Here is a 20903-nt window from a genome sequence, read left to right as displayed (position 1 = left end):
GGCCGCCGTCACCCGGCCAGAACGAGGCCGCCCACTCGGCGGCGAAGGTGCGGTGGCACCGCGAGTGTCCCTTCTCGCCCGCACCCCCAAGGGGTCGCCGAGTGCGCTCAGGAGAAGGAATGAGTACCCGCACCCCGGTGGCCTGCCTGCGTGACCGCGTGGGCTCCACCGTGACGATCGCCGGCTGGGTGCACCGCCGGCGCGTGCTGAAATCCGTGGCGTTCCTGGTCGTCCGCGACCGGTCCGGCACCGCGCAGGCGGTGTTCGCCGAGCCGCCGGAGGTCGCCGAGGAGACCGTCGTGCGGCTCACCGGGCAGGTGGTCGCCAATCCGCAGGCGCCGCAAGGAATTGAACTGCGAGAACCGGTTTTGGAAGTGCTGTCCGCGCCGGAAAAGCGGCCGCCGTTCGATCTTTATCGGCCCGAAGTGGCCGCCGGGTTGCCGGTGGTGCTGGACAATGCCGCGGTCGCGTTGCGGCATCCGGTGCTGCGGCGGCGATTCGAGGTGGCCGCGGCCAGTGTCGCGGCGTTCCGCCGGGCGTTGGACAGGCAGGGATTCACTGAGATTCATACGCCGAAGATCGTTGCCACCGCGACGGAATCCGGGGCGAACGTGTTCCAGCTCGACTACTTCGGCCGTCCCGCTTACCTCGCGCAGTCGCCGCAGTTCTTCAAACAGGCCATGGTCGGCGTGTTCGAGCGGGTGTATGAGGTGGGACCGGTTTTCCGGGCCGAACCGCATGACACCGCACGGCATCTGGCCCAGTACACGAGTCTCGACGCGGAACTGGGCTTCATCGCCGACCACCGCGACGTCATGGCCGTGCTGCGCGACGTCGTAGCGGAGATGGCCGCCGCGGCTGGACCGGACGCGCCGACGGTGCCGGAAGAGATCCCGTCGATCGATTTCGCCGCGGCGCAAGAACTTCTGGCCCGGAACACCGGCGAGGACCCGCGCGGCGAACCGGACCTCGCGCCCGCGCACGAACGCTGGCTCTGCGCATGGGCCGAGCGGGAACACGGGTCGGAATTCCTGTTCGTGACCGGATACCCGATGGCGAAACGGCCGTTCTACACCCATCCGGACCCGGCGGACCCGGCCCGGTCGAACAGTTTCGACCTGCTCTTCCGCGGCCTGGAACTCGTGACCGGCGGCCAGCGGCTGCACCGGCACGCGGACTACCTCGCCGTGCTCGGCGAGGCGGCCGGGCAATACTCCGACTATCTCGACGCGTTCGCGTACGGCATGCCGCCGCACGGCGGGTTCGCGATCGGGCTGGAGCGCTGGGTCGCGCGCGTGCTCGGCGTGGCGAACGTGCGCGGGGCGACGCTCTTCCCCCGGGACCTGCACCGCCTGCGGCCCTGATCGCCCCTCGAAGGTGCCGCTGGCCTGGTACGCGGGATGTGCGGTCCGTGAGGGACTCCTTAAGGGAATCTGGTTCCCTCAAGGAGTCCTTCACGGAACGTCACTGAGCAGCGAAGGTGAGCGACCCCAGCGCCGTGACCAAGGGCGCCAGCTCCGGCAGCTCCTCCGCCTCGGCGAGCGCGGCGGACAGCGCCGTGTCGTGCGTCGGGCGGGCGGCGGCCAGCAGCTTCTGCCCGGACTGCGTGACCTCGGTGTAGATGCCGCGCCGGTCGTCCTGGCACAGGTAGCGCGACAGCAGGCCGCGCTCCTCCAGCCGGGTGACCAGCCGGGTCGTCGCCGACTGGCTCAGCACCACCGCGTTGGCCAGCTGGCTCATCCGCAGGTGGAAGCCGTCCTGGCGGCCGAGCACGTCGAGCACCGTGTACTCGCTCACCGACAGCTCGTGCTCGCTTTCCAGCGCGCGGTTCAGCCGGTCTTCGATCCGCGCGTGCAGCGCCGCCAGCGTCCGCCAGCCTTGCGCGCGCGCCTCGACGGCGTCGTCCGACACCGACATGGTGCACCTCCTCCAGACGGCCCCGGTTGCGGGCGGCCGCGGGCCCCGAGCAGCATCGGCGCAGGTCAATGTGACTGCAAGTATTGCGCGCGCCGGTAGTACTCAGCTGCCACTGTACTCGCGAAACGCCGGGAGGTCCGCCCGGCGGCGTGACCTCGTGCGTCCTCCCCCGGACCGCGGCTCAGCTTTTGTCCTCGCCCGGCGGCGAGTAAGTTGTCCCCGCTACCCGGGGGAAAGGCGAGCGGCACATGACCGGCACCGGCGATGCGGACGCGGGCACGACCGCGAGACGGTTCGCGCTGGGCCGGTACGGGCCCGCTCCGCTGGTCCTGGCCGGCCGGTACGAGGTGGGCGAGCGGATCGGCGAAGGCGCGACCGCCAGCGTGCACCGCGGCGAGGACCGCGAAACCGGCGCCGAGGTGGCGGTCAAGCTGTTCCACGCCGGAGCGGTCGAACTGGGCCGCAACCGCCGGGACCAGGAGATCGCGGCGCTGCGCGCGGTGCGGCATCCGGGGTTGGTCGGGTTCGTCGACGCCGGAATCGACGAGGGGTACGCGTACCTCGTCATGGACTGCGTGCACGGGCCCAACCTGTCCGAATGGCTGTGCTCCGGGCCGCTGCCCGCCGACCGGGTGGTCGAACTGGGCGCGCAGCTGGCCGAGGCGCTCGCTCACGTCCACGCGCACGAGGTGACCCACCGCGACCTCAAGCCCGCCAACATCCTCATGTCCGACGACGGCCCGCGGATCGCCGACTTCGGCGTCGCGCGCATCGTGGACGCCACCCGCGTGACCGACACCGGCGCGGTCGTCGGCACGGCGGCGTACCTTTCGCCGGAGCAGGTGCTCGGCGAGCACCCCGGCCCGGCTTCGGACGTGTACGCGCTCGGGCTCGTCCTCCTGGAATGTCTCACCGGCGTCCGCGAATACCCGGGTACGGCGGCGGAAACCGCGGTAGTGCGGCTGCATCGATCGCCGCGGGTGCCGCCGGGCACGCCGGAACCGCTTGCGAGGACTCTGCGCGCGATGACCATGCGCGATCCGGAAGAAAGACCCTCCGCGACCGCCGTGGCGCGTGCGTTGCGCGGCACGGAAACGTTGCGGCTTCCGATCAAAACGCGGCTGGCCGTCTTCTGCCGCCGCCACCGGGTCTCGCGGCGGCGCGCGGTGCTCGCGGCGGGCCTGCCGGTCGTGCTGGTCGCGGCCGGAACGCTGCTGTTCGCGTCTCCGCTTCGCCCCGGCACCGGGTCCGCGCCGGGCCTCGACCCGGCACCGGTTCCGGTTTCTCCGCCGTCGTCCGCTCCGTCCGATTCCCCGGACCAGGCGCCGCGGCATTCGCCGTCCGCGCCGCCGGTCCGTTCGACGAACGCGGCGACGCCGCCCGTGCAGACCACGGCGGTTCCGCCCGGCACGACGGCCCAGACCGCGCCGGCATCGGAAAGCCAGGTCAGCCCGACGAGCCAGCCGGGCCGGACACCGCCGAAAACCCCGCCAGGACAGACGAAACCGCCCCGCAACACGGCCACCGGTCCGCCGAGCGGCAAGCCTCCACATTAGACAGACCGGACCACCCGGTCGGCTGACGCGGCGCAATTCGGTGGCGAAGTCCGTCCCGGCGCGCGATCCTGGTGGCGAGCCGGGGAGGTGGAACCGATGACCGCACACTCGCGCCGGTTCGGACGGCAGTGCCGCGAACACTTCGAGCGCCCGGAACCCGCCCGCACGGCCGAGCCGAAACCGGACGCCGAGGCGGTTCCGGAACCGGAGCGAGCGCCGGAGCCGGAGACCCGGCCCGGGAAGTAGCTTTCCGGTGCCGGGCAAGGAAAACGGTGCTTACTCTGCCCGCGGCGCGGCCTCGATCGCCAGCACCGCGATGTCGTCGTGGCCGGAATTCCCGAGCCAGGCCCGCACCGCCTCGCGCAACCGGCGCACGACCTCGCGCGCCGGTTGCCCGACGCAGTCCTCCAGCACCGTGTAAAGCCGTTCGTCGCCGAACAGTTCGGTGGATTCCGTGCGGTTGCGGGCTTCGGTGACGCCGTCGGTGTAGAGCAGGCAGACGTCGCCCTCGTCCAGATGCGTCGTCGCCTCGGCGAAGCGGGCCTGCGGCGACACGCCGACGAGCGTGCCGGGCACGCTGATCTCCTCGACCCCGCCCCCGCGCCGCAGCACGAGCGGGGCGGGATGGCCGCCGGAGGCGAGAGTGACGTCGAGCCCGGACTCGGCGGCCGCGACCGAACCGAGCACGAGCGTCGCGAACCGGTTGCTGCCGCCGGAGATCAGGAGTTCGTTGAGCAGCCGCAGCATCGTCCGGCCGTCGCGTTCGACGAGATGCAGCGCGGCCAGCGAATGCCGCACGCGTCCGGTCAGCGCGGCCGCCTCGGCGCCCTTGCCGCAGATGTCGCCGACCACCACGAACGCGCTGCCGTCGTCGCGGGAAAGGACGTCGTAGAAATCGCCGCCGACGCCCAGCACCCCGCCCGCGGGTTCGTACCACAGCTCGAAATTCGCGCCCTCGACCTGCGCGGGCGGCGTCGGCAGCAACGTCGATTCGAGCCCGCGCGTGGCTTCCTCCTGGCGGGCATAGCGCTGCGCGTTGGCCAGCGCCGTGCCGGCCGCGTCCGCGAACGCCTCGACGGCTTCGCCTTGCGAGAGACCGAACGCGGGCTCGCCGCGCCTGCCGAGCAGCACCGCGCCCGCCATGCCGGAGCCGAACGAAACCACTGACACCTCAAGGTGCCCCTCGAACGGCTCGGCGACCGCCGCGGGCAGCGCCGCGACCTCGGTCGCGGGCACCGCGCGGACCTCGGGCCGGGCGACGTCGGTGACCGCGTCGGACACCACGGGCGCGAGCTGGGCCGGCACCCGCCGGATCCGGCCGTGGCCCGCCGCGCCGTGCTCGGTGCAGCTCCACCATTCCCAGCGGCCGCGGGTCGTCGGCAGCAGCACGAAGGCGCAATCGCCCAAGGCGGACGCCGCCAGCTCGGCGATCACCCGGGCCGTGCCGTGCCGTCCGCGCGCGAGCGCCAGTTTCGGACCGGCCTCGGCGAGGAACTCTTCGGGACGGCGGCGGCCGTCGTCGACCACGGTCCAGGCGCGCCAGCCGCCGGGCAGCGCGCGGACCTTGGCCGGGCGGTGGCCGACCTTGCCGGTGGTCTCGGTCACGCCGACGAGCTCGGCCGGGCCGAGCCGCTGCGCGGCCGCGTTGGCCCAGCGCAGGGCGCCTTCCGGGTCCTGGAGGAACACCGGCTCCCGGACGTCGTCGAGCACCGAGCGCCAGAAACCGGCGTGCCCGGGCAGCTCGGCGCCGGGTGGCAGGGCCGACGCCGGAGCGGGCCGTGACACCATGCACGAACCTCCTGCCTCCGGGTCGACCTGACGGTCCTGGTCCTTCCAGGTTGGCACAGTGTGCGCGGGCGGACTGGGTCGAAGTGTAGGGCGAACCGTGGCAGGCTGGGTCGACGACCATGGCTGGCACACGCGTGGTGGGAAGGTCGGCAGAGATGACAGAGACTCCCCAGGCTTCCGGGAGCCCCCGGAACTCCGGGGCCCCTGACCCGGATTCCGTCCCGGCGAACGAGGTCGCGGCACTGGAGCGGCTGCTCGCCGCGGTCCACGACCTCGGGGACGGCAACTTCCGGCGGCGGTTCGTGGCGCACGGCGACGGGATCACCGCCCGACTCGCGTCGGCGTTCAACGACATCGCCGAGCGCAACCAGCGGCTCGTGACGGAACTCATGCGCGTGCGCGGCGAGGTGGGCCAGGAGGGCAAGCTCACCGAACGCGTGCGCACCGAGATCGGCCCCGGCGGCTGGGCCACCGCGGTCGACACGGTCAACGGCCTGATCGAGGACGTCAGCCGCCCGGTCGTGGAGCTGGACCGGGTGCTGGGCGCGGTCGCCGAGGGCGATCTGTCGCAGCCGATGGCGCTGCAGCTGGACGGCCGTCCGCTGCGCGGGCAGTACGCCGAGCTGGCGAAGACCGTGAACGGCCTCAACGCGCAGCTGTCGCGGTTCGCCGCCGAAGTGATCCGGCTGTCGCGGGAGATCGCCGGAGAGGGCCGCCTCGGCGGTCAGGCCGAGGTCCCCGGCGTGGCCGGGACGTGGCGCGACCTCACCGACTCGGTCAACTTCCTCGCCGACAACCTCACCGAGCAGGTCCGGAACATCGCCTCGGTCACCACCGCGGTGGCCCGCGGCGACCTGACGCAGAAGATCAACGTCGACGCCCGGGGCGAGATCCTCGAGCTCAAGAACACCATCAACACGATGGTCGACCAGCTCTCGTCCTTCGCCGACGAGGTCACCCGGGTGTCGCGCGAAGTCGGTTCCGAGGGACGCCTGGGCGGCCAGGCGCGCGTGCCGGGCGTGGCGGGCACCTGGCGCGACCTCACCGACTCGGTGAACCTGATGGCGGACAACCTGACCGACCAGGTCCGCAACATCTCGCAGGTCGCCACGGCGGTCGCGGCGGGCGATCTGACGAAGAAGATCGACGTCGACGCGCGGGGCGAGATCCTGCAGCTGAAGACGACGCTGAACACGATGGTCGACCAGCTCTCATCCTTCGCCGACGAAGTCACCCGAGTCGCCCGCGAGGTCGGCTCCGAAGGCCGCCTCGGCGGTCAGGCGGAGGTCCCCGGCGCGGCCGGCACGTGGCGCGGCCTGACCGACTCGGTCAACCAGATGGCCGACAACCTGACCGACCAGGTCCGCAACATCTCGCACGTGACCACCGCGGTCGCGAAGGGCGACCTGACGCAGAAGATCACCGTGGACGCGCGGGGCGAGATCCTCGAGCTCAAGACCACGATGAACACGATGGTCGACCAGCTCTCGTCCTTCGCCGACGAGGTCACCCGAGTCGCCCGCGAGGTCGGCACCGAAGGGCAGCTGGGCGGCCAGGCCACCGTGCCCGGGGTCGCCGGCATCTGGCGCGACCTCACCGGCTCGGTGAACTTCATGGCCAACAACCTCACCGCGCAGGTCCGGAACATCGCGCAGGTCGCGACGGCGGTCGCGCGGGGCGACCTGACGAAGAAGATCGCGGTCGACGCACGCGGCGAAATCCTCGAGCTGAAGACGACGCTGAACACGATGGTCGACCAGCTCTCGTCCTTCGCCGACGAAGTCACCCGAGTGTCGCGAGAGGTTGGCACGGAAGGAAAACTGGGCGGTCAGGCGACCGTGCCGGGCGTGGCGGGGACCTGGAAGGACCTCACCGACAACGTCAACTTCATGGCCAACAACCTCACCGACCAGGTGCGGAACATCTCCCAGGTCACCTCGGCCGTGGCGCGCGGCGATCTGACGCAGAAGATCACCGTCGACGCGCGCGGCGAGATCCTGGAGCTCAAGAACATCCTGAACACGATGGTCGACCAGCTGTCCGCCTTCGCGGACGAGGTCACCCGGGTCGCCCGCGAGGTCGGCACCGAAGGACGGCTGGGCGGCCAGGCGCGCGTACCCGGCGTCGCGGGGATCTGGAAAGACCTCACCGACAACGTGAACGTCATGGCCGACAACCTGACCGTGCAGGTCCGGAGCATCGCCACGATGGCGAGCGCGGTGGCGAACGGCGATCTGTCGAAGAAGATCTCCATCGACGCGGCGGGCGAGGTCGCGGCGCTGGCCGGAACGCTGAACGACATGGTCGAGACGCTGCGCGCGTTCGCCGACGAGGTGACGCGGGTTGCCCGCGAGGTCGGCACGGAAGGCATCCTCGGCGGTCAGGCGCGGGTGCCCGGCGTGGCCGGGACGTGGAAGGACCTGACCGAGAACGTCAACTTCATGGCGCACAACCTGACCAGTCAGGTGCGGAACATCTCGCAGGTCACGACGGCGGTCGCGCGCGGCGACCTGTCGCGCAAGATCGACGTCGACGCCCGGGGCGAGATCCTCGAGCTCAAGACCACGATGAACACGATGGTCGACCAGCTGTCCGCGTTCGCCGCGGAGGTCACCCGGGTCGCCCGGGAGGTCGGCACCGAGGGCAAGCTGGGCGGTCAGGCCGAGGTCGAAGGCGTGTCCGGCACCTGGAAGCGGCTGACCGAGAGCGTGAACCAGCTGGCGGGCAACCTGACCACGCAGGTCCGCGCGATCGGCCAGGTCGCGACGGCGGTGACCGCGGGCGACCTGACCCGGCACATCACCGTGGACGCGTCCGGCGAGCTGGCGGACCTCAAGGACAACATCAACCAGATGATCGCGAACCTCAAGGAGACCACCTCCGCGAACCGCGAACAGGACTGGCTGAAGACGAACCTGGCGCGGCTGTCCGGGCGGATGCAGGGCCACCGCGACCTCGCGTCGGTGGCGACGCTGATCCTGTCGGAGCTGGCCCCGCTGGTGAGCGCGCAGCAGGGCGCGTTCTTCATCGCGCACGACGACGAGGACGCCGGCGACCCGGACAAGCTGCTCGACTGCATCGCCGCCTACGGCCTCGCCCAGGCGCGCACCGGCCTGCGTTTCCGGCTCGGCGAATCGCTGATCGGCCAGGCCGCGGTGGACCGGCGGACGATACTGGTCAACGGCGCTCCCCCGGAGTACGCGCTGGTGTCGTCCGGGCTCGGCTCGGCACCGCCGGTCAACGTGATCGTGCTGCCGGTGCTGTTCCAGGGCGAGGTGCTCGGCGTGCTGGAACTGGCGTCGGTCAACGAGTTCTCCGCGGTGCACCTGGACCTGCTGGAGCAGCTGCGGCACACGATCGGCGTCAACGTGAACACGATCCTGTCGAACTCGCGCACGGAAGCGCTGCTGACCGAATCGCAGCGGCTGGCCCAGGAACTGCGCGCGCGGTCCGAGCAGCTGCAGGCCCAGCAGGGCGAACTGCGCCGGTCGAACACCGAACTGGCCGAGAAGGCGGCGCTGCTGGCCCAGCAGAACCGCGACATCGAGGTCAAGAACATCGAGATCGAGCAGGCCCGCCAGGAGCTCGAGGAACGGGCCGGGCAGCTGACGGTCGCGTCGCAGTACAAGAACGAATTCATGGCGAACATGTCGCACGAGCTGCGAACTCCGCTCAACAGCGCGCTGATCCTGGCGAAACTGCTGTCGGAGAACCCGGAGGGCAACCTCACGGAGAAGCAGATCCAGTTCGCGAAGACGATCTGGGCGGCGGGTTCCGACCTGCAGCAGCTGATCAACGACATCCTGGACCTGGCGAAGGTCGAGGCGGGCAAGCTGGACCTGCAGATGTCCGACGTGACGCTGCCGGAGCTGGTGAACTACGTCGAATCCCTGTGCCGCCCGCTGACCGCGGACAAGGGCCTGGAGTTCGCCGTCATGATCGACCCGCCGGTGCCCGGCAGCGTGCACACCGACGAACACCGCCTCCAGCAGGTGCTCCGGAACCTCCTGTCGAACGCCGCGAAATTCACCGACGAGGGCGGCGTACGCCTGCACATCCGGATGGCAGACCCCGAGGAAGTCGAACAGGAGTCCCTGCGCTCGGCGGCCGGGATCATCGCGTTCGGCGTCGAGGACACCGGCATCGGCATCCCCGAGGAGAAGCTGGAAGTCATCTTCGACGCCTTCCGCCAAGCGGACGGCACGACGAGCCGCAAGTACGGCGGCACCGGCCTGGGCCTGTCGATCAGCCAGCAGCTGACCGAGCTGTTGAGCGGCGAACTGCGCGTCAGCAGCGTCCCCGGCAAGGGCAGCACCTTCACGCTGTACCTGCCGGTCGGCGCCGCGAACCTGATCGCCCCGACGACCCCCGTGCGCCCGACCCCGAAGCTGCCGGTCCTGCCGAGCACCATCACCGTGGCCGAACCGAACAGCGCCCCGAAACGCTTCAACGGCGAAAAGGTCCTCATCGTCGACGACGACCTGCGCAACGTCTTCGCCCTCGCAGCGGTCCTGGAACAAGCGGGCCTGGAAGTCATCTACGCCGACACCGGCGTGGCCGGGATTCGGGCGCTGGAACGCCACGAGGACACCGCGTTGGTGCTGATGGACGTGATGATGCCGGAACTGGACGGCAACGCCACCATCGCAGCCATCCGAGCCGAAGCGGCCCACGAAGACCTGCCGGTGATCGCCGTCACAGCGAAGGCGACGGAGGAAGACCGCGAACGCACGCTGGCTTCGGGAGCGGACGACTACATCACGAAGCCGGTGGACACTGACCTGCTGCTGGACGTGATCGCCGCCCGCCTGGAGGCGGACGCGGCGTCGTCCTCGAACTCGGAAGTGCTTGGAGCGGGTGACGGGAATCGAACCCGCGTAGCTAGTTTGGAAGACTAGGGCTCTACCATTGAGCTACACCCGCAGCGCCCTCGGTGACCCGGGAGCGAAGCAAGCTTAGCGTGCCCGCTAGGGTGGGTCGTACACCCCCCGGGTACCTGGGTTCCGGAGGCCTTCATGAGGCTCCCGGACCACGGGCTTCGGGGGTGCCGGGATGTGGCGCAGCTTGGTAGCGCATCCGCTTTGGGAGCGGAGGGTCGCAGGTTCAAATCCTGTCATCCCGACCGATAGGGGCTGGACCTGCGGGTTCAGCCCCTTTTTCGTGCCGCCGGACGCGGCCACCCTTCTGTTTGAGGTTTGCCACCTTCGCGCCGAGCACTGACCTCGGCTCGCTCGCCTGGTAGGCCTTGATCGATGGGTGATCTACGCCACTCAAGGTGGAACCCAAGAGCTCTCGCACCCATCCGCGGCTACTGCGACACGGTGCACTCTTCCGCACCTGGCTCGCCGACCCGATCGCATGACCTGGCATCGGCACCACCGGAGCAATCGCTGCGCTGCCACCGACTCAACATCACAGATCAGACGATCGACTTTCGCGGTGTTTCCATGCTTCAAACAGGGCAAGCGCCAGCCAGTGACCGTAGCTTCGAGCCATCTCCTCTGCCGTCACCTGCTCGAAGTCAGTGCTTCGACGAAGCGGGTCGGCTCCGCGAGCGAGAAGATAAGCCGTGAGATCGACATGCAATGGAGTGCCCGTCTGCACATGACCATCGCCTTCGACGTCAATGGCATGCTGCAGGAGCGTCATGCCGTTGCATTCTTCGTCGACATCGACACCTTGATCCAAAAGATCCCGAAGAGCCGGAAGATCGCTCATCTCTACCGCAATATGTGCGGGCGTCATATACTCGACCACAACAACATCCTCTCCACCACTGGTGACCTCTGCTTTGATTCCCGGAAATTCTTAGGCGATCGGCGAGGTAGGTCAATATTTTGAGCTCGGTATCCCAACCACGCGGACATCCGCCCGAACCGACTGTGCTTCACTCTCTGGCGAGGCGAATTTGCACGGCTTTGTCTCCGAACCCCACTTCAGCTCCAGCCCGCCGGGTTCGATCCCGTCTCGTAGTCGACAGGGCTGACATGGTCCCATTCTTTTCCTGTCGAGCTCTCGTATGCGTGTTGCGCGACGTAGAGCAGGAATTCGGCCTCTGGTCCACCGGTCCCGGCGTATGAACCGAATTTTTCCGGGTCTTCGAGAACAGATCGGTAGGCCTGTTCCCCCGCCAGCACCACCGCTGCCCGGCAGTACAGGAAGGAATCGTTGGAGAGAGGCAAACCGGTGGCGGCCGACGGCACCGCGGCGAACTCGGACCGGTCCAGGTCGTAGAGACGCTGGGCGAGGATGTCCTCGAACTTCTTGATCTCAGCTTCGTCGCGCCTGCCGAGTTCCTCTTCCAGAGGAGCGAAAGCGGCCTGATCCGTCGCCGGAGGGTCCTGCCGCACCAAGGAGACGAGTGCCCAGAACTCGTGGTCGTCCAACAGGACCTGTTCCCTCCGGGTGAGTTGACAATGTGGCTGAGATTACCGATGCCGCCCTGTTCTTCGATCAATCCGGCTTCAACTCGCTCGCGGTCCTGCTGGGTACCGCGCACATGATCGCCAAGTGCGCACCGCAGTTCATCCACGAACGACCCGCGGCCGTTTCGACTAGGTATAGATTCGGTCGCTGCCCGAATCTACGATTACCCTCATGCCACGGTCTTCCAAATCTGCACGGCGATCGAATATCCAGGCAGCGGCCTCGCCGACCACTGCGAATAGATCGGTCATTTTATTTCCAGTCCAATCACTCATCCTTGAGGCCGCCGGCCGATCAGCGCTGGATCTCAGCCAGCCATTCGAAGCCGTCGCACTCGGCGCGCAGTCGCTCGAGGCCTTGTTCCAGGCAGTCGTCGAGGCTGGCGGCTTCGGCACGGATGAATCCCTGCCCGCCGAGGCCCGGGCCTGACATCACCAACGTCCACGGCTTGCCGCCCTCCCTCATTCTGTCGTCGTCCGCCTTGAGGATTACCGTGACGCCTGCGCGGCACAGCTTATCCATCAACTGCTCGATATCCGTCATATTCGCTCCCATCAATATTCTCTCAAGGCTGTCTAGTTATTTCCTGGGCCCCAGGAAGCGGCCACCGGACGGTGTTGTCGGGGAACGCCTAGCACCACGACGACCTCGGCTGGTTCTGCGGGGTCGTCGCCGTAGACGGATATCGCGTTCAAGTCGCGTTCCACGGGCAATTCCAAACGAAGCTGGCCGTTGGGGTCGTAGAGCACTATCGACGATCGAGCCAGCTGAATCACGCCGCGATGCACCAGCGCGAGCCCCTCCGGAATGACGGGCTCTTCGACACACGCGACAGCAACCAGCCCGCTGGCCGACTGACGAACGGGCACGTGCACTGAATCCTTGCCAGCGTGCACATTTTCGCGTGCGGGGTCCCCGCTCGAGTGGTCGTCAACACTGTCCGGGGAGGAAACCACCAGCAAGCCGAAAGAGAACCGAGCCACGCCGCCTCCGTAGTAGAGGTCGCCGTGGCTGTCGAAGTTCGAAAAGTTAGTCATTTTCACTCCCAACCTGGCCGTTGACGCAACCACTCCAGAGGAGGGAGCAGGATCGGGTACGAGGTTAGTCGGAACCCCGGCGATCGGTGCATGTCGTGAGCCCAGATGCCACGCCTTTTCCGTCAGAATTTTCCGCCATTCGTTCGCGAGGCCCACTGAAGCGTTTGTGCGCACCGACACAAATCGCCCTGCCCGCCGCGAGATCCCGCGGGGGTGTAGGACACGGGGTGCGCTCCCGCATTCAGGCTGTACGTCGAGGGTGGCGTCGCCGGGCTCGTCGTTGCGATTGTCGCGATGCTCATCGCAACAGTTTCCCGCGCGCAGGCTTCCGTTCTCGCGGAATGATGTCGAGCGGCTCGTCGTCGAGACCATCGAGGACGGTCTCGACGACTGGGTTTCGCTGGATTGGCTGATCACCAACACAGCACGGGTGGTTCCCGAAGACAGCGATCGCTTCGCCAGGTTCTTCGCCGCCGTGCTCGGCTACCTGCTCCGCAAAGGACTGATGGTCGTGGGCGAGATCGGCGACACCGGCATCGAACCCTGGCCGCCCGCTGCCGTCGAAGACGACCGTGGACCGCGTCGTTCGCGACTGCCAAGCAGTCAACTGGACACCCCGGCTCGGGCTGTGCTGGCTCGCCAAGACGCCGGGCGGGGTGAGCCTCCGGCGGAGCTGGGCTCGGCGACCAGGTCGTGGTGGGGCTGACGGAGATCCAGCATGGCCCTGACAGCCCCCGATGAGGTTTTCGCGCCCCGCCCGTCTGTATGTGTGCGATCGACGCCCAAGGGAGGCTGACATGACCCGGAAACTGATCTTCGGCATGAACCTGACGCTGGACGGCTACATCGCCGCGACGGGAGACGACATCGGCTGGAGCGGGCCGCCGAGCGAGGAGTTGTTCCAGTGGTGGCTTGATCAGGAGCGCGCGAACAGCATGTCGCTCTACGGGCGCAAGCTGTGGGAGGCGATGAGTTCCTACTGGCCGACCGGCGACCAGCAGCCGGGTGCCACGGCGGCGGAGGTCGAGTTCGCGCGGAACTGGCGGGACACTCCGAAGGTGGTGTTCTCCTCGACGATCGACAAGGTCGGCTGGAACGCCCGGCTGTTCGCTGGCGACGCGGTTGCCGAGATCGCCCGGCTCAAGGCAAGCGACGGCGGGCCGCTGAGTGTCGGCGGCGCGACGCTCGCCGGGGCGGCCATGCGGGCGGGGCTGGTCGACGAGTACGCGGTGGTCACTCATCCGGTTCTCGTGGGTGGCGGTACGCCGTTCTTCAGCGCGCTGGACAGCTGGGTGAACCTGAATCTGGTCGAGACGCGGACGTTTCCCGGCGGCGTGATGCTGACCCGCTACGCGACCAGGCGGTGATCACAGGGTCGCGGCCAGGCCCAGCCATGGTTTGTCGGCGACCTCGAATCCGGTGAGTTCGGCGATCTTTCCGTCGGCGATGTGCAGGACCGCGAGGTTCAGCAGCCGGTACGCCGGGTCGTCGGCGGTCCGGAGGTAGAGCGCGGCGGCGGGCATGCGGTTGACCGTCGTGGCGATGCAGCGCCAGTCGTCGTAGCGCTGGAAGAGGCCGCCGGAGACCCAGCCGTTGACGGCGTCCCGGGCCGTTGTGATCACGGTGCCGGGGTCGGGCAGCATCGCGAAGCGCAGGTCGTCGCGGAGAAGGGACATGAGGCGGTCGAGGTCGTTGCGTTCGTGGGCTTCGATGTACGACTTCACCACGGCGCGCTCGTCTTGCGACAGTTCGTGGGTGGCGGGGCTGCGCCAGTCCAGGCGGCGGGCGGGTAGTTGCTCGCGCATTGTCACGCGCGCCCGTTGCAGTGCGCTGGTTACCGACGCGACGGTCAGCTCGAGGGCTTCCGCGGCTTTCGGTGCCGGCCAGCCCAGGACATCGCGCAGGATGAGGACTGCGCGTTGCCGCGGCGGCAGGTGCTGGACTGCGACGATGAACGCCAGCTCGATCGTCTCCCGCGCTACCACCGATTCCTGCGGATCCTCGGGGAGCATCCGGTCGGGGTACGGCTGCAGGTACGGGAGCTCAGCGCCCGCGAGGTCGGACGGTACGGGGGTGCGGTCGTTGCGTTTGTCCAGGAAATCGAGGCAGGCGTTGGTCGCGATCCGGTACAGCCAGGTTCGCAGCGCAGCACGGCCGTTGAAGGACTCCCGTTTGTTCCACGCTCGCAGGAAGGTCTCCTGCGTCAGGTCCTGGGCGTCTTCGTAGTTCGCGAGCATTCGGTAGCAGTGCACTTGCAACTCACGCCGGTGGCGCTCGGTCAGCAGCGCGAAGCGCGCTGGGTCGTCGGTGTCCGGCGGGCTCATGGTCGTCGATCCTTCCACCGCGGAGAGGGGGTCACCAGAACTGACGACCGGGCGGAGGATTTCTCATCGGTCTGTGAAGGACCCCATGCGGGAATCCCAGTCCCGCAAGGGGTCCTTCACGGCCGGTGCGCGGGATCAGTCAGTGGCGAGAGCCCGGGTGGCGGGACCGATCGCCGCCCAGCCGCCGGACTGGGCGTTCCAGCGGTAGATGCCGCCGCTGTTGATGCCGTACACGCCGTCGGCGTTGGCCGCGAACGCGTCGCCGGAGCCGCCGATGCGGGTCCAGCCGTTGCCGGTCAGCAGGTTGACGTCCTTGGTGGCCGGTTCGATGCCGAGCAGCGTGTGCGCGCCCGCGTACAGCGCGCTCTGCGCCTTGCCGACGCTCGCCCAGGCGCTGCCGCTGCCGGTCCAGTGGTACACGCCGCCGCCGTTGGCTCCGTAGATGCCGTCGTCGTTGATCGCGAAGCCGCTGCCGGAGGTGCCGATCTTGACCCAGGTGCCGGGTGCGGTCATCAGGTAGAGGTCGCCGGTGCCGGGCACGGTCCGGGCGAGCAGGTGGCCGGCGGCGTAGAACGCGGTCCCGGCGGGGCCGACCGTTTCCCAGCCGGTGCCGGTCCAGCGCAGGACGCCGCCGCCGTTGTAGCCGTAGACGCCGTCGGCGTTGACCACGAACCCGTCGCCCGGGCCGCCGATCTTCGCCCACTGGCCGGGGGTCCCGGTGTAGCGGTAGACGTCGTGAGTGTCGGCGCGGGTCGCGACCACCGCGCTTTCCCCGGCGTAGACCCGGTCGAACCCGGTGCCCAGGGTCGTCCAAGCGCTGCCGGTGCCGGAATAGGCGAGGACCGCCCCGTTGGCGTCGACGCGGTACAGGCCGTGGTGTCCCGCGACGGTGTGCGCCGTGACCCAGTCGCCGAGGTCGTCCACCCGGGCGGCACTCACTGCCGGGTTGGTCGCGGTCTCGCCGAGGCAGTTGTGCTGATACGAACCGGTGATGACGCCGGTGATCCGCCCGTCGGCAGTGAACACCGGCGCTCCGGCGTCGCCTCGGCACACGCCGCTCGTGCCGGACGCCTCGAGGGCCAGTCCGTGGTCCGGTGCGCCGGCCGCGATGGTCAGCGAAGCCGACTGCGGAGCGTCCGGGATCCATTCGGTCGCCGTGCGGCCGAACCCGGCCACCGTCACCTGCCCGCTCGACGGCGGCGGCGTCGCGGCGAGATTCCCCGCGCTGGCCCCGAGAACCGGCGCGACCAGCCGCAGCAACACGACGTCGCGGTCGGTCCGCGTCGCCACGCGGTCCACGGCGATCTGCCGGGTCGGCTTCCCGGTTTCAGTCACCGCGGCGTTCACGGCGACGGCAGGCGGCGCGCCGTCGACCAGTCCGTCGCCGGCGTGCGCCCCGGTCTTGCCGGTGAGGCACGACGCGGTCGTCAGAATCCATTGCGAGGAAACCAGGGTTCCCGTGCAGGCGTGGCCGCCGCTGGTCGCGTCACCCCCGATCGCGAGCCGGACCAGCGAGGACGCCGCGGCACCGGTGACCGGTGCACCCCCGGCCACCGCGTTCGCCGGCGCCGCGGCGGCCAGCAGCCCCGCGGCGGTCACCCCGGCGACACAGCCGGCCAAGCGCGAAGCTTTCCGGTTGAACACCATGAAGAAACCCTTTCGTTCGGACGCTGAATTCCTCCGATTACCGGCCACAGAACAGCGAGGATCTTCCGCACTCGCCGATTACGGCCGGTCCACGCCGGGGAATCCACCGCGGCACGGGAAGCCATTCCTCCGTTTGCCGCATGCCCCTCCCCCGTTTGCCGACGCGCCCCATCCCCTCACGCGCCGCAGATACCATCGCGCACATCAGGCCGCCATTACCGCAGCACGCGGTGACGTACCCCACATTCCGCGGGCTCTGGATACGCGGTTAAGATGCTGCGCTTTGTCGGCGTCCGAGCAGACAAGAATTGTCAGTTATTTCGCCGCGGCCTTTTCCGGTTTCGCATTTCCGCGCGAAACCGACCTCAGGCGTTGCCGTTCTCCGAGCTCCCGCCGAACTTGGCCCACACCTTGCTCGCGGTGTCCGCGACCGTCTCCCCGACGTCGGTGAAGACCTTCGTCAGCGGGTCCGCCGAGGCGGTCCAGGAATCCTTGTACGACTTCGCCGCGGACTTCAGGTCGTCCTTCCAGTCCGTGGCGGGCGCGTCGTCGTCCCGGCGCGGGTACTCGCCGGTCAGGATCGCCCGGTACTCCCCGGACGCGGCCCATTTCTGCAGCTGCGTCGCCCGGACCACGGCGAACGGGTGGGTTTCGGTCTCGACGTACTTCAGCTTCAGCAGGCTGTCCCGGATGTCTTCGCCCGACTCGTATTCCGCGCCCTGCTGGAGGAAGGACGGGATGTCGATGCGGGACGGGTCGACGCCGCCGGCGAGCTGGATCTGCGCGCGCAGCGCGGCGGTCGGGTCCTGGCCGCAGAGCAGGCCCGCGCGGTCGCAGGACAGTTCGGCCTTGCGGTACCACTCGCTCAGCGCCGCGATGATCGCCCGGATGCCGAGCGCGCTGACCGGCGTCCAGGACATCGACATCTGGAGGTTGATCAGGCGCACCATGATCGTGCGGTAGACCGCGTGCCCGGACAGCACGTGCCCCATTTCGTGGCCGATGGCGAACCGCAGCGATTCGTGGCTCAGCCGCTCGACGAGCGCGGTGCTGATCCGGATGAACGGCTCGTCCATGCCGAGCGCGGACGCTTGCAGCCGCGGGTCCTGGTAGACGAACAGGTTCGGCACGGCGGGAAGGTCGAGCGTTTCGGCGCATTCGTGGCGCAGCCGGTCGAGTTCCGGATACTGCTTCGGTCCCACGCGAATCGACGACGCCAGTGCCATCAGCCGTTCGCCGCGTTCGTTGTAGAAACCGGAGACGGCCTTGATCACCTGGGCGAATCCGGGCATCGCGCGCAACGTGGCGAGCGCGCCGCGGTCCACCGGGTGTTCGTAGGCTCTCGGGCTGATTCCCGGAAAACGGACGGCGGCCCGGCGCACCGGTTCGATTTCTTCAGTCATCGCTCCCCCAATGAAGTCGTTGGCAGCAGCCTACTCAACGACGATCACCGGCCGATTCCCCGGCGCTGAACTGCTGTTTCCCATTAACGAAAACGCAGTGGCTCACGCAAGGAATATCCGCGTTGTCCAGACCACCGCCCTCGCCGGGCCGGCGGTCGCCGCCGTGCCCGTCCGGCGGGATCGGCCGGATTGGCTACGATTGGGCCACGACTGCGGGGGAGGCGGCGTGGCGCAAGGACCTGAAGAGCCCATCCCGGGCGTGGACCTCGACCGGCCCAGCGTGGCGCGGGTTTACGACTGGTATCTCGGCGGCACGGCCAACTGGGCCATCGACCGCGAGTTCGGCAAGATGGTCCTCTCCGCCTTCCCTGCCGGGATGTACTGTGCCCGCGCCAACCGCGCGTTCCTGCACCGCGCGGTGCGGCATCTCGTGCGTCTCGGCGTGCGCCAGTTCGTCGACATCGGGTCCGGCGTCCCGACGATGGGCAACGTCCACCAGATCGCCGACGAGGTCGCGCCGGATTCCCGCGTCGTCTACATCGACCGCGAACCCGTCGCGGTCGCGCATTCCCGGATCCTGCTGGAGCGCCACGGGGATCCCGAACGCCACGCGGTGATCCAGGGCGATCTTCGCGAACCGGACGAACTGTGGCAGTCCGTCGCGGACACCGGCGTCATCGATCCCGGCCGGCCGCTGGCGCTGCTGGTCACCGCGGTCCTGCACATCCAGCAGCCCGGCCCGGACGGGCGCGACCTCGGTCCGGAGGCCATCGCGCGGTACCGGGAAATGCTGCCCTCGGGGTCGTATCTCGTGCTGTCGCAGATCACCCACGAAGGGTTGCCCGAGGACATCGCCAGGCAGTTGCGCGCGGTGATCCAGCTGTACGACACCAATGTCAGCAAGCACGTGCTGCGCTCGAACGCGGAAATCCGCGCGTTGTTCGGCGATTTCGAGATGCTGGACCCGGGGGTCACCTGGACCGCCGCCTGGCATCCCGAGGAAAGCGGGGTCAACACGCCGGTGGTCGACTTCGCGGATCCGAGCGAGGCGGCGATGCTGGCCGGGGTCGCGCGCAAGCCCTGATCCGCGCCGAAACCGCCTCCCCTAAGCGTCACGGATGCAGGTCAGCCCGCAGCAGCATGGCGTTGCGAAGGATCCCGTCCGGCGGGGCGGTCGTGCCGCCGTCCGTGGTCACGTAGAAGGCTCGCCCTTCCTGGCCCGGAACCCAGGCCGCGCTGGACGGCCCGACCAGGCGTTCGTCGAACGGCTCGCCCGCGATGTGCCGGACTTCGCTGCCGTGGCGCGGAATGAGCGGCACCCGGTCGAGCGTGTTGGCGCGATGCCTTGTCACGTAAGCGAATCCGGCCTCGTCGTCCAGGGCGAAGTCGTCGGCGTTGTCGATCGCGGCGACGAATTCCGCGCCACCGGCCGGGTCTAGCGTCTCGGGATCGACCGGCACTCGCATGAAGACTTTCTGCGCGGTGGACGTGTAGTAGAGGTAGCCGGTCCGCGCGCTGTACCGGACGCCGTTGACGCCTGGCTGCCGCGGCGGGGCGATCTCGGCGTCCGGGTCGTCGGCCATGGTGTCGTGGGCCAGCCAGACCCGGGCCTGCCCACTACGAGCGTCGGCATCGAGGTCGACGCGCCAGATCAGCCCGGCGAAGCAGTCGGCGACGGCGAGTACTCCGCGGCCGAGCAGGCAGCTGCCGTTGAGTGCGCGCACCCGGCCGTCGAAGGTGAAGACGACCTCCGGGGCGACCGGTTCGCCGGGCGTCCAGCCGGTGAGGTCGAGCCGCACCAGATGCGATTCGTGGGTGGTGTAGCCCTCGGTCAGGCTGAGCACGAAGACGTCCGGCTGCACCTCGACGATCCCCGTCACGGGGTGGTCGAAGCGGTGCACGAGAACGGGTCGCTGCGGCTCCGGCACGATCCACAGCTCCTGCTGCAGGAGGACGGTGACCAGCACCGAACCGTCGGAGCGGACGGCGAGGTTTTCCGGGAAGTACTTCTCCGGGAAGGACGCGACCGGGGTCAGCGTGACGTCCGGGACGGGAGTCATGGGCATGGCGGGGGTCTCCTGACGCTAAAAGAGGACGGACATCCGCTTTTCTTTTACGCTAGGCTGCCCCGGCGACGGGTGTCAAGGCGAGGAGCGGACGTTGCCGAGGGTGAGCCAGCAGTACAAGGACGACCAGCGCGGGGAAATCCTGGCGGCCGCGCGCCGCTGTTTCCTCCGCGACGGCTTCCACCGCACGTCGATGCAGGACGTCTTCACCGAGGCGGGCAAGTCCGCGGGCGCGGTTTACCGGTACTTCCCGAAGAAGGAGGACATGATCGTCGCGGTCGCCGCGCAGAACCTCGACGACGTCACCGGCGTGCTGCGCGCTGCCCTCGCCCGCGGCGGCGAGCGCGGCGTCGGCGAGGTGATGGCGGAACTGCTGGAGGCCGTCACCGGGCTGCATCGCGACCGGGAACTGGCGAGCATGGCGGTGCTGGTTTGGTCGGAGGCCCAGCGCAATCCGGAACTCGCCGAGCGCCTCGCCGCCGCGTCGGCCGAGATGAGTGCCGAGGTGGCCGGTCTCGTGCGCAGCCGCCAGGAGGCCGGGGCCTGGACCGGTGTGTCGGCCGAGGCGCTCGCGCAGGCGATTTTGGCGCTGCTGCCCGGGTTTCTCTTCAACCTGGCACTGTCCGGACCGGACGGAGTGGCCGGATTCCCGGACGCGGTCCGCACACTGTTGCCGCAGTGAACCTCGCTTGACGCCCGGCGGGTTTGCATCTGCCGCGGAGAACGAGTGAGATGCCCT

At 68.9% G+C, this 20903-nt stretch carries 18 protein-coding genes and 2 tRNA genes; 9 read left to right on the top strand and 11 right to left on the bottom strand.

Features of this window, described 5'->3' with window-relative positions:
* The first annotated feature begins 119 nt into the window (after positions 1–119).
* Positions 120–1364, top strand: coding sequence for an aspartate--tRNA(Asn) ligase (gene aspS / locus FKO37_RS17590; RefSeq protein ID WP_238605100.1), 1245 nt, complete (start codon positions 120–122; stop codon positions 1362–1364).
* 100 nt (positions 1365–1464) lie between these two features.
* On the opposite strand, the gene FKO37_RS17585 is transcribed toward aspS, so the two are convergent.
* Positions 1465–1917 (bottom strand): MarR family winged helix-turn-helix transcriptional regulator, encoded by a 453-nt coding sequence (locus FKO37_RS17585; RefSeq protein WP_238605099.1) that lies wholly within the window; start codon positions 1915–1917, stop codon positions 1465–1467.
* Between the two features lie 248 nt (positions 1918–2165).
* Here FKO37_RS17585 and FKO37_RS17580 point away from each other — a divergent pair, with 248 nt between their 5' ends.
* Together FKO37_RS17580 and FKO37_RS17575 are read left to right on the top strand one after the other, a co-directional pair.
* Positions 2166–3473: a serine/threonine-protein kinase gene (locus FKO37_RS17580; RefSeq protein ID WP_238605098.1), complete on the top strand. Its 1308-nt coding sequence runs from the start codon at positions 2166–2168 to the stop codon at positions 3471–3473.
* Positions 3474–3569: 96 nt separating this feature from the next.
* Complete coding sequence (locus FKO37_RS17575) at positions 3570–3719, top strand: hypothetical protein (protein WP_158714492.1); 150 nt, start codon at positions 3570–3572, stop codon at positions 3717–3719.
* A gap of 30 nt (positions 3720–3749) precedes the next feature.
* Here FKO37_RS17575 and FKO37_RS17570 read toward each other — a convergent pair whose 3' ends face one another.
* A complete protein-coding gene (locus FKO37_RS17570) occupies positions 3750–5261 on the bottom strand; it encodes a PP2C family protein-serine/threonine phosphatase (protein ID WP_037813923.1) in 1512 nt (503 codons plus the stop codon).
* A 242-nt stretch (positions 5262–5503) separates the two neighbouring features.
* Here FKO37_RS17570 and FKO37_RS17565 point away from each other — a divergent pair, with 242 nt between their 5' ends.
* Positions 5504–10159, top strand: a complete 4656-nt coding sequence (locus FKO37_RS17565; RefSeq protein WP_051729026.1) for a HAMP domain-containing protein — start codon at positions 5504–5506, stop codon at positions 10157–10159.
* On the opposite strand, the gene FKO37_RS17560 is transcribed toward FKO37_RS17565, so the two are convergent.
* A tRNA-Gly gene (locus tag FKO37_RS17560) sits at positions 10111–10184 on the bottom strand. The genes FKO37_RS17565 and FKO37_RS17560 overlap by 49 nt on opposite strands.
* A 125-nt stretch (positions 10185–10309) precedes the next feature.
* On the opposite strand from FKO37_RS17560, the gene FKO37_RS17555 reads away from it, so the two are divergent.
* A tRNA-Pro gene (locus tag FKO37_RS17555) sits at positions 10310–10383 on the top strand.
* A 290-nt stretch (positions 10384–10673) separates the two neighbouring features.
* Here FKO37_RS17555 and FKO37_RS17550 read toward each other — a convergent pair.
* The 4 genes from FKO37_RS17550 to FKO37_RS17535 form a co-directional block, all read right to left on the bottom strand.
* Complete coding sequence (locus FKO37_RS17550) at positions 10674–11018, bottom strand: ankyrin repeat domain-containing protein (RefSeq protein ID WP_078870498.1); 345 nt, start codon at positions 11016–11018, stop codon at positions 10674–10676.
* A gap of 179 nt (positions 11019–11197) precedes the next feature.
* A complete protein-coding gene (locus FKO37_RS17545; protein WP_051729002.1) occupies positions 11198–11647 on the bottom strand; it encodes a DUF4240 domain-containing protein in 450 nt (149 codons plus the stop codon).
* A gap of 334 nt (positions 11648–11981) precedes the next feature.
* A complete protein-coding gene (locus tag FKO37_RS17540) occupies positions 11982–12230 on the bottom strand; it encodes a hypothetical protein (RefSeq protein ID WP_238605097.1) in 249 nt (82 codons plus the stop codon).
* Positions 12231–12262: 32 nt separating this feature from the next.
* On the bottom strand, positions 12263–12724 hold the full coding sequence (locus FKO37_RS17535) for a hypothetical protein (protein WP_134729642.1): 462 nt from the start codon (positions 12722–12724) through the stop codon (positions 12263–12265).
* Positions 12725–12983: 259 nt separating this feature from the next.
* On the opposite strand from FKO37_RS17535, the gene FKO37_RS17530 reads away from it, so the two are divergent.
* Both FKO37_RS17530 and FKO37_RS17525 read left to right on the top strand, forming a co-directional pair.
* Positions 12984–13430, top strand: a complete 447-nt coding sequence (locus FKO37_RS17530; protein ID WP_238605096.1) for a hypothetical protein — start codon at positions 12984–12986, stop codon at positions 13428–13430.
* 91 nt (positions 13431–13521) lie between these two features.
* Entirely contained in the window at positions 13522–14091 is a 570-nt protein-coding gene (locus tag FKO37_RS17525) for a dihydrofolate reductase family protein (protein WP_238605095.1), read from the top strand.
* Here the strand turns inward: FKO37_RS17525 and FKO37_RS17520 are convergent, their stop codons facing one another.
* The 3 genes from FKO37_RS17520 to FKO37_RS17510 all read right to left on the bottom strand — a co-directional run bounded on the left by FKO37_RS17520 (position 14092) and on the right by FKO37_RS17510 (position 18098).
* Positions 14092–15048: an RNA polymerase subunit sigma-70 gene (locus FKO37_RS17520; protein WP_238605094.1), complete on the bottom strand. Its 957-nt coding sequence runs from the start codon at positions 15046–15048 to the stop codon at positions 14092–14094.
* Between the two features lie 135 nt (positions 15049–15183).
* A complete protein-coding gene (locus FKO37_RS17515) occupies positions 15184–16695 on the bottom strand; it encodes a S1 family peptidase (RefSeq protein WP_238605093.1) in 1512 nt (503 codons plus the stop codon).
* A gap of 365 nt (positions 16696–17060) precedes the next feature.
* Positions 17061–18098, bottom strand: a complete 1038-nt coding sequence (locus tag FKO37_RS17510) for a M48 family metallopeptidase (RefSeq protein ID WP_238605092.1) — start codon at positions 18096–18098, stop codon at positions 17061–17063.
* A gap of 226 nt (positions 18099–18324) precedes the next feature.
* Between FKO37_RS17510 and FKO37_RS17505 the strand changes: the two genes are divergently transcribed.
* Positions 18325–19182 carry an SAM-dependent methyltransferase gene (locus FKO37_RS17505; RefSeq protein ID WP_374204333.1) on the top strand — a complete coding sequence of 286 codons (858 nt, stop codon included), beginning with the start codon at positions 18325–18327 and terminating at the stop codon, positions 19180–19182.
* 28 nt (positions 19183–19210) lie between these two features.
* Here FKO37_RS17505 and FKO37_RS17500 read toward each other — a convergent pair whose 3' ends face one another.
* Positions 19211–20164, bottom strand: a complete 954-nt coding sequence (locus FKO37_RS17500) for a hypothetical protein (RefSeq protein WP_238605091.1) — start codon at positions 20162–20164, stop codon at positions 19211–19213.
* A 103-nt stretch (positions 20165–20267) separates the two neighbouring features.
* On the opposite strand from FKO37_RS17500, the gene FKO37_RS17495 reads away from it, so the two are divergent.
* Positions 20268–20846 (top strand): TetR/AcrR family transcriptional regulator, encoded by a 579-nt coding sequence (locus tag FKO37_RS17495; protein ID WP_238608283.1) that lies wholly within the window; start codon positions 20268–20270, stop codon positions 20844–20846.
* Positions 20847–20903: the final 57 nt, after the last annotated feature.

This window comes from Amycolatopsis sp. Poz14, assembly GCF_006704225.1.
Taxonomy (GTDB): domain Bacteria; phylum Actinomycetota; class Actinomycetes; order Mycobacteriales; family Pseudonocardiaceae; genus Amycolatopsis; species Amycolatopsis nivea.
The sequence above is the reverse complement of the archived record's forward strand: the minus strand, read 5'-3'. Positions and strand labels throughout refer to the sequence as shown.

Excerpts from the sequence above, each read along its gene's own strand:
- FKO37_RS17520 (WP_238605094.1), bottom strand. The coding sequence starts at position 15,048 with ATGAGCCCGCCGGACACCGACGACCCAGCGCGCTTCGCGCTGCTGACC.
- aspS (WP_238605100.1), top strand. The coding sequence starts at position 120 with ATGAGTACCCGCACCCCGGTGGCCTGCCTGCGTGACCGCGTGGGCTCC.
- FKO37_RS17575 (WP_158714492.1), top strand. The coding sequence starts at position 3,570 with ATGACCGCACACTCGCGCCGGTTCGGACGGCAGTGCCGCGAACACTTC.
- FKO37_RS17570 (WP_037813923.1), bottom strand. The coding sequence starts at position 5,261 with ATGGTGTCACGGCCCGCTCCGGCGTCGGCCCTGCCACCCGGCGCCGAG.
- FKO37_RS17515 (WP_238605093.1), bottom strand. The coding sequence starts at position 16,695 with ATGGTGTTCAACCGGAAAGCTTCGCGCTTGGCCGGCTGTGTCGCCGGG.
- FKO37_RS17510 (WP_238605092.1), bottom strand. The coding sequence starts at position 18,098 with ATGACTGAAGAAATCGAACCGGTGCGCCGGGCCGCCGTCCGTTTTCCG.
- FKO37_RS17585 (WP_238605099.1), bottom strand. The coding sequence starts at position 1,917 with ATGTCGGTGTCGGACGACGCCGTCGAGGCGCGCGCGCAAGGCTGGCGG.
- FKO37_RS17540 (WP_238605097.1), bottom strand. The coding sequence starts at position 12,230 with ATGACGGATATCGAGCAGTTGATGGATAAGCTGTGCCGCGCAGGCGTC.
- FKO37_RS17500 (WP_238605091.1), bottom strand. The coding sequence starts at position 20,164 with ATGCCCATGACTCCCGTCCCGGACGTCACGCTGACCCCGGTCGCGTCC.
- FKO37_RS17580 (WP_238605098.1), top strand. The coding sequence starts at position 2,166 with ATGACCGGCACCGGCGATGCGGACGCGGGCACGACCGCGAGACGGTTC.
- FKO37_RS17525 (WP_238605095.1), top strand. The coding sequence starts at position 13,522 with ATGACCCGGAAACTGATCTTCGGCATGAACCTGACGCTGGACGGCTAC.
- FKO37_RS17535 (WP_134729642.1), bottom strand. The coding sequence starts at position 12,724 with ATGACTAACTTTTCGAACTTCGACAGCCACGGCGACCTCTACTACGGA.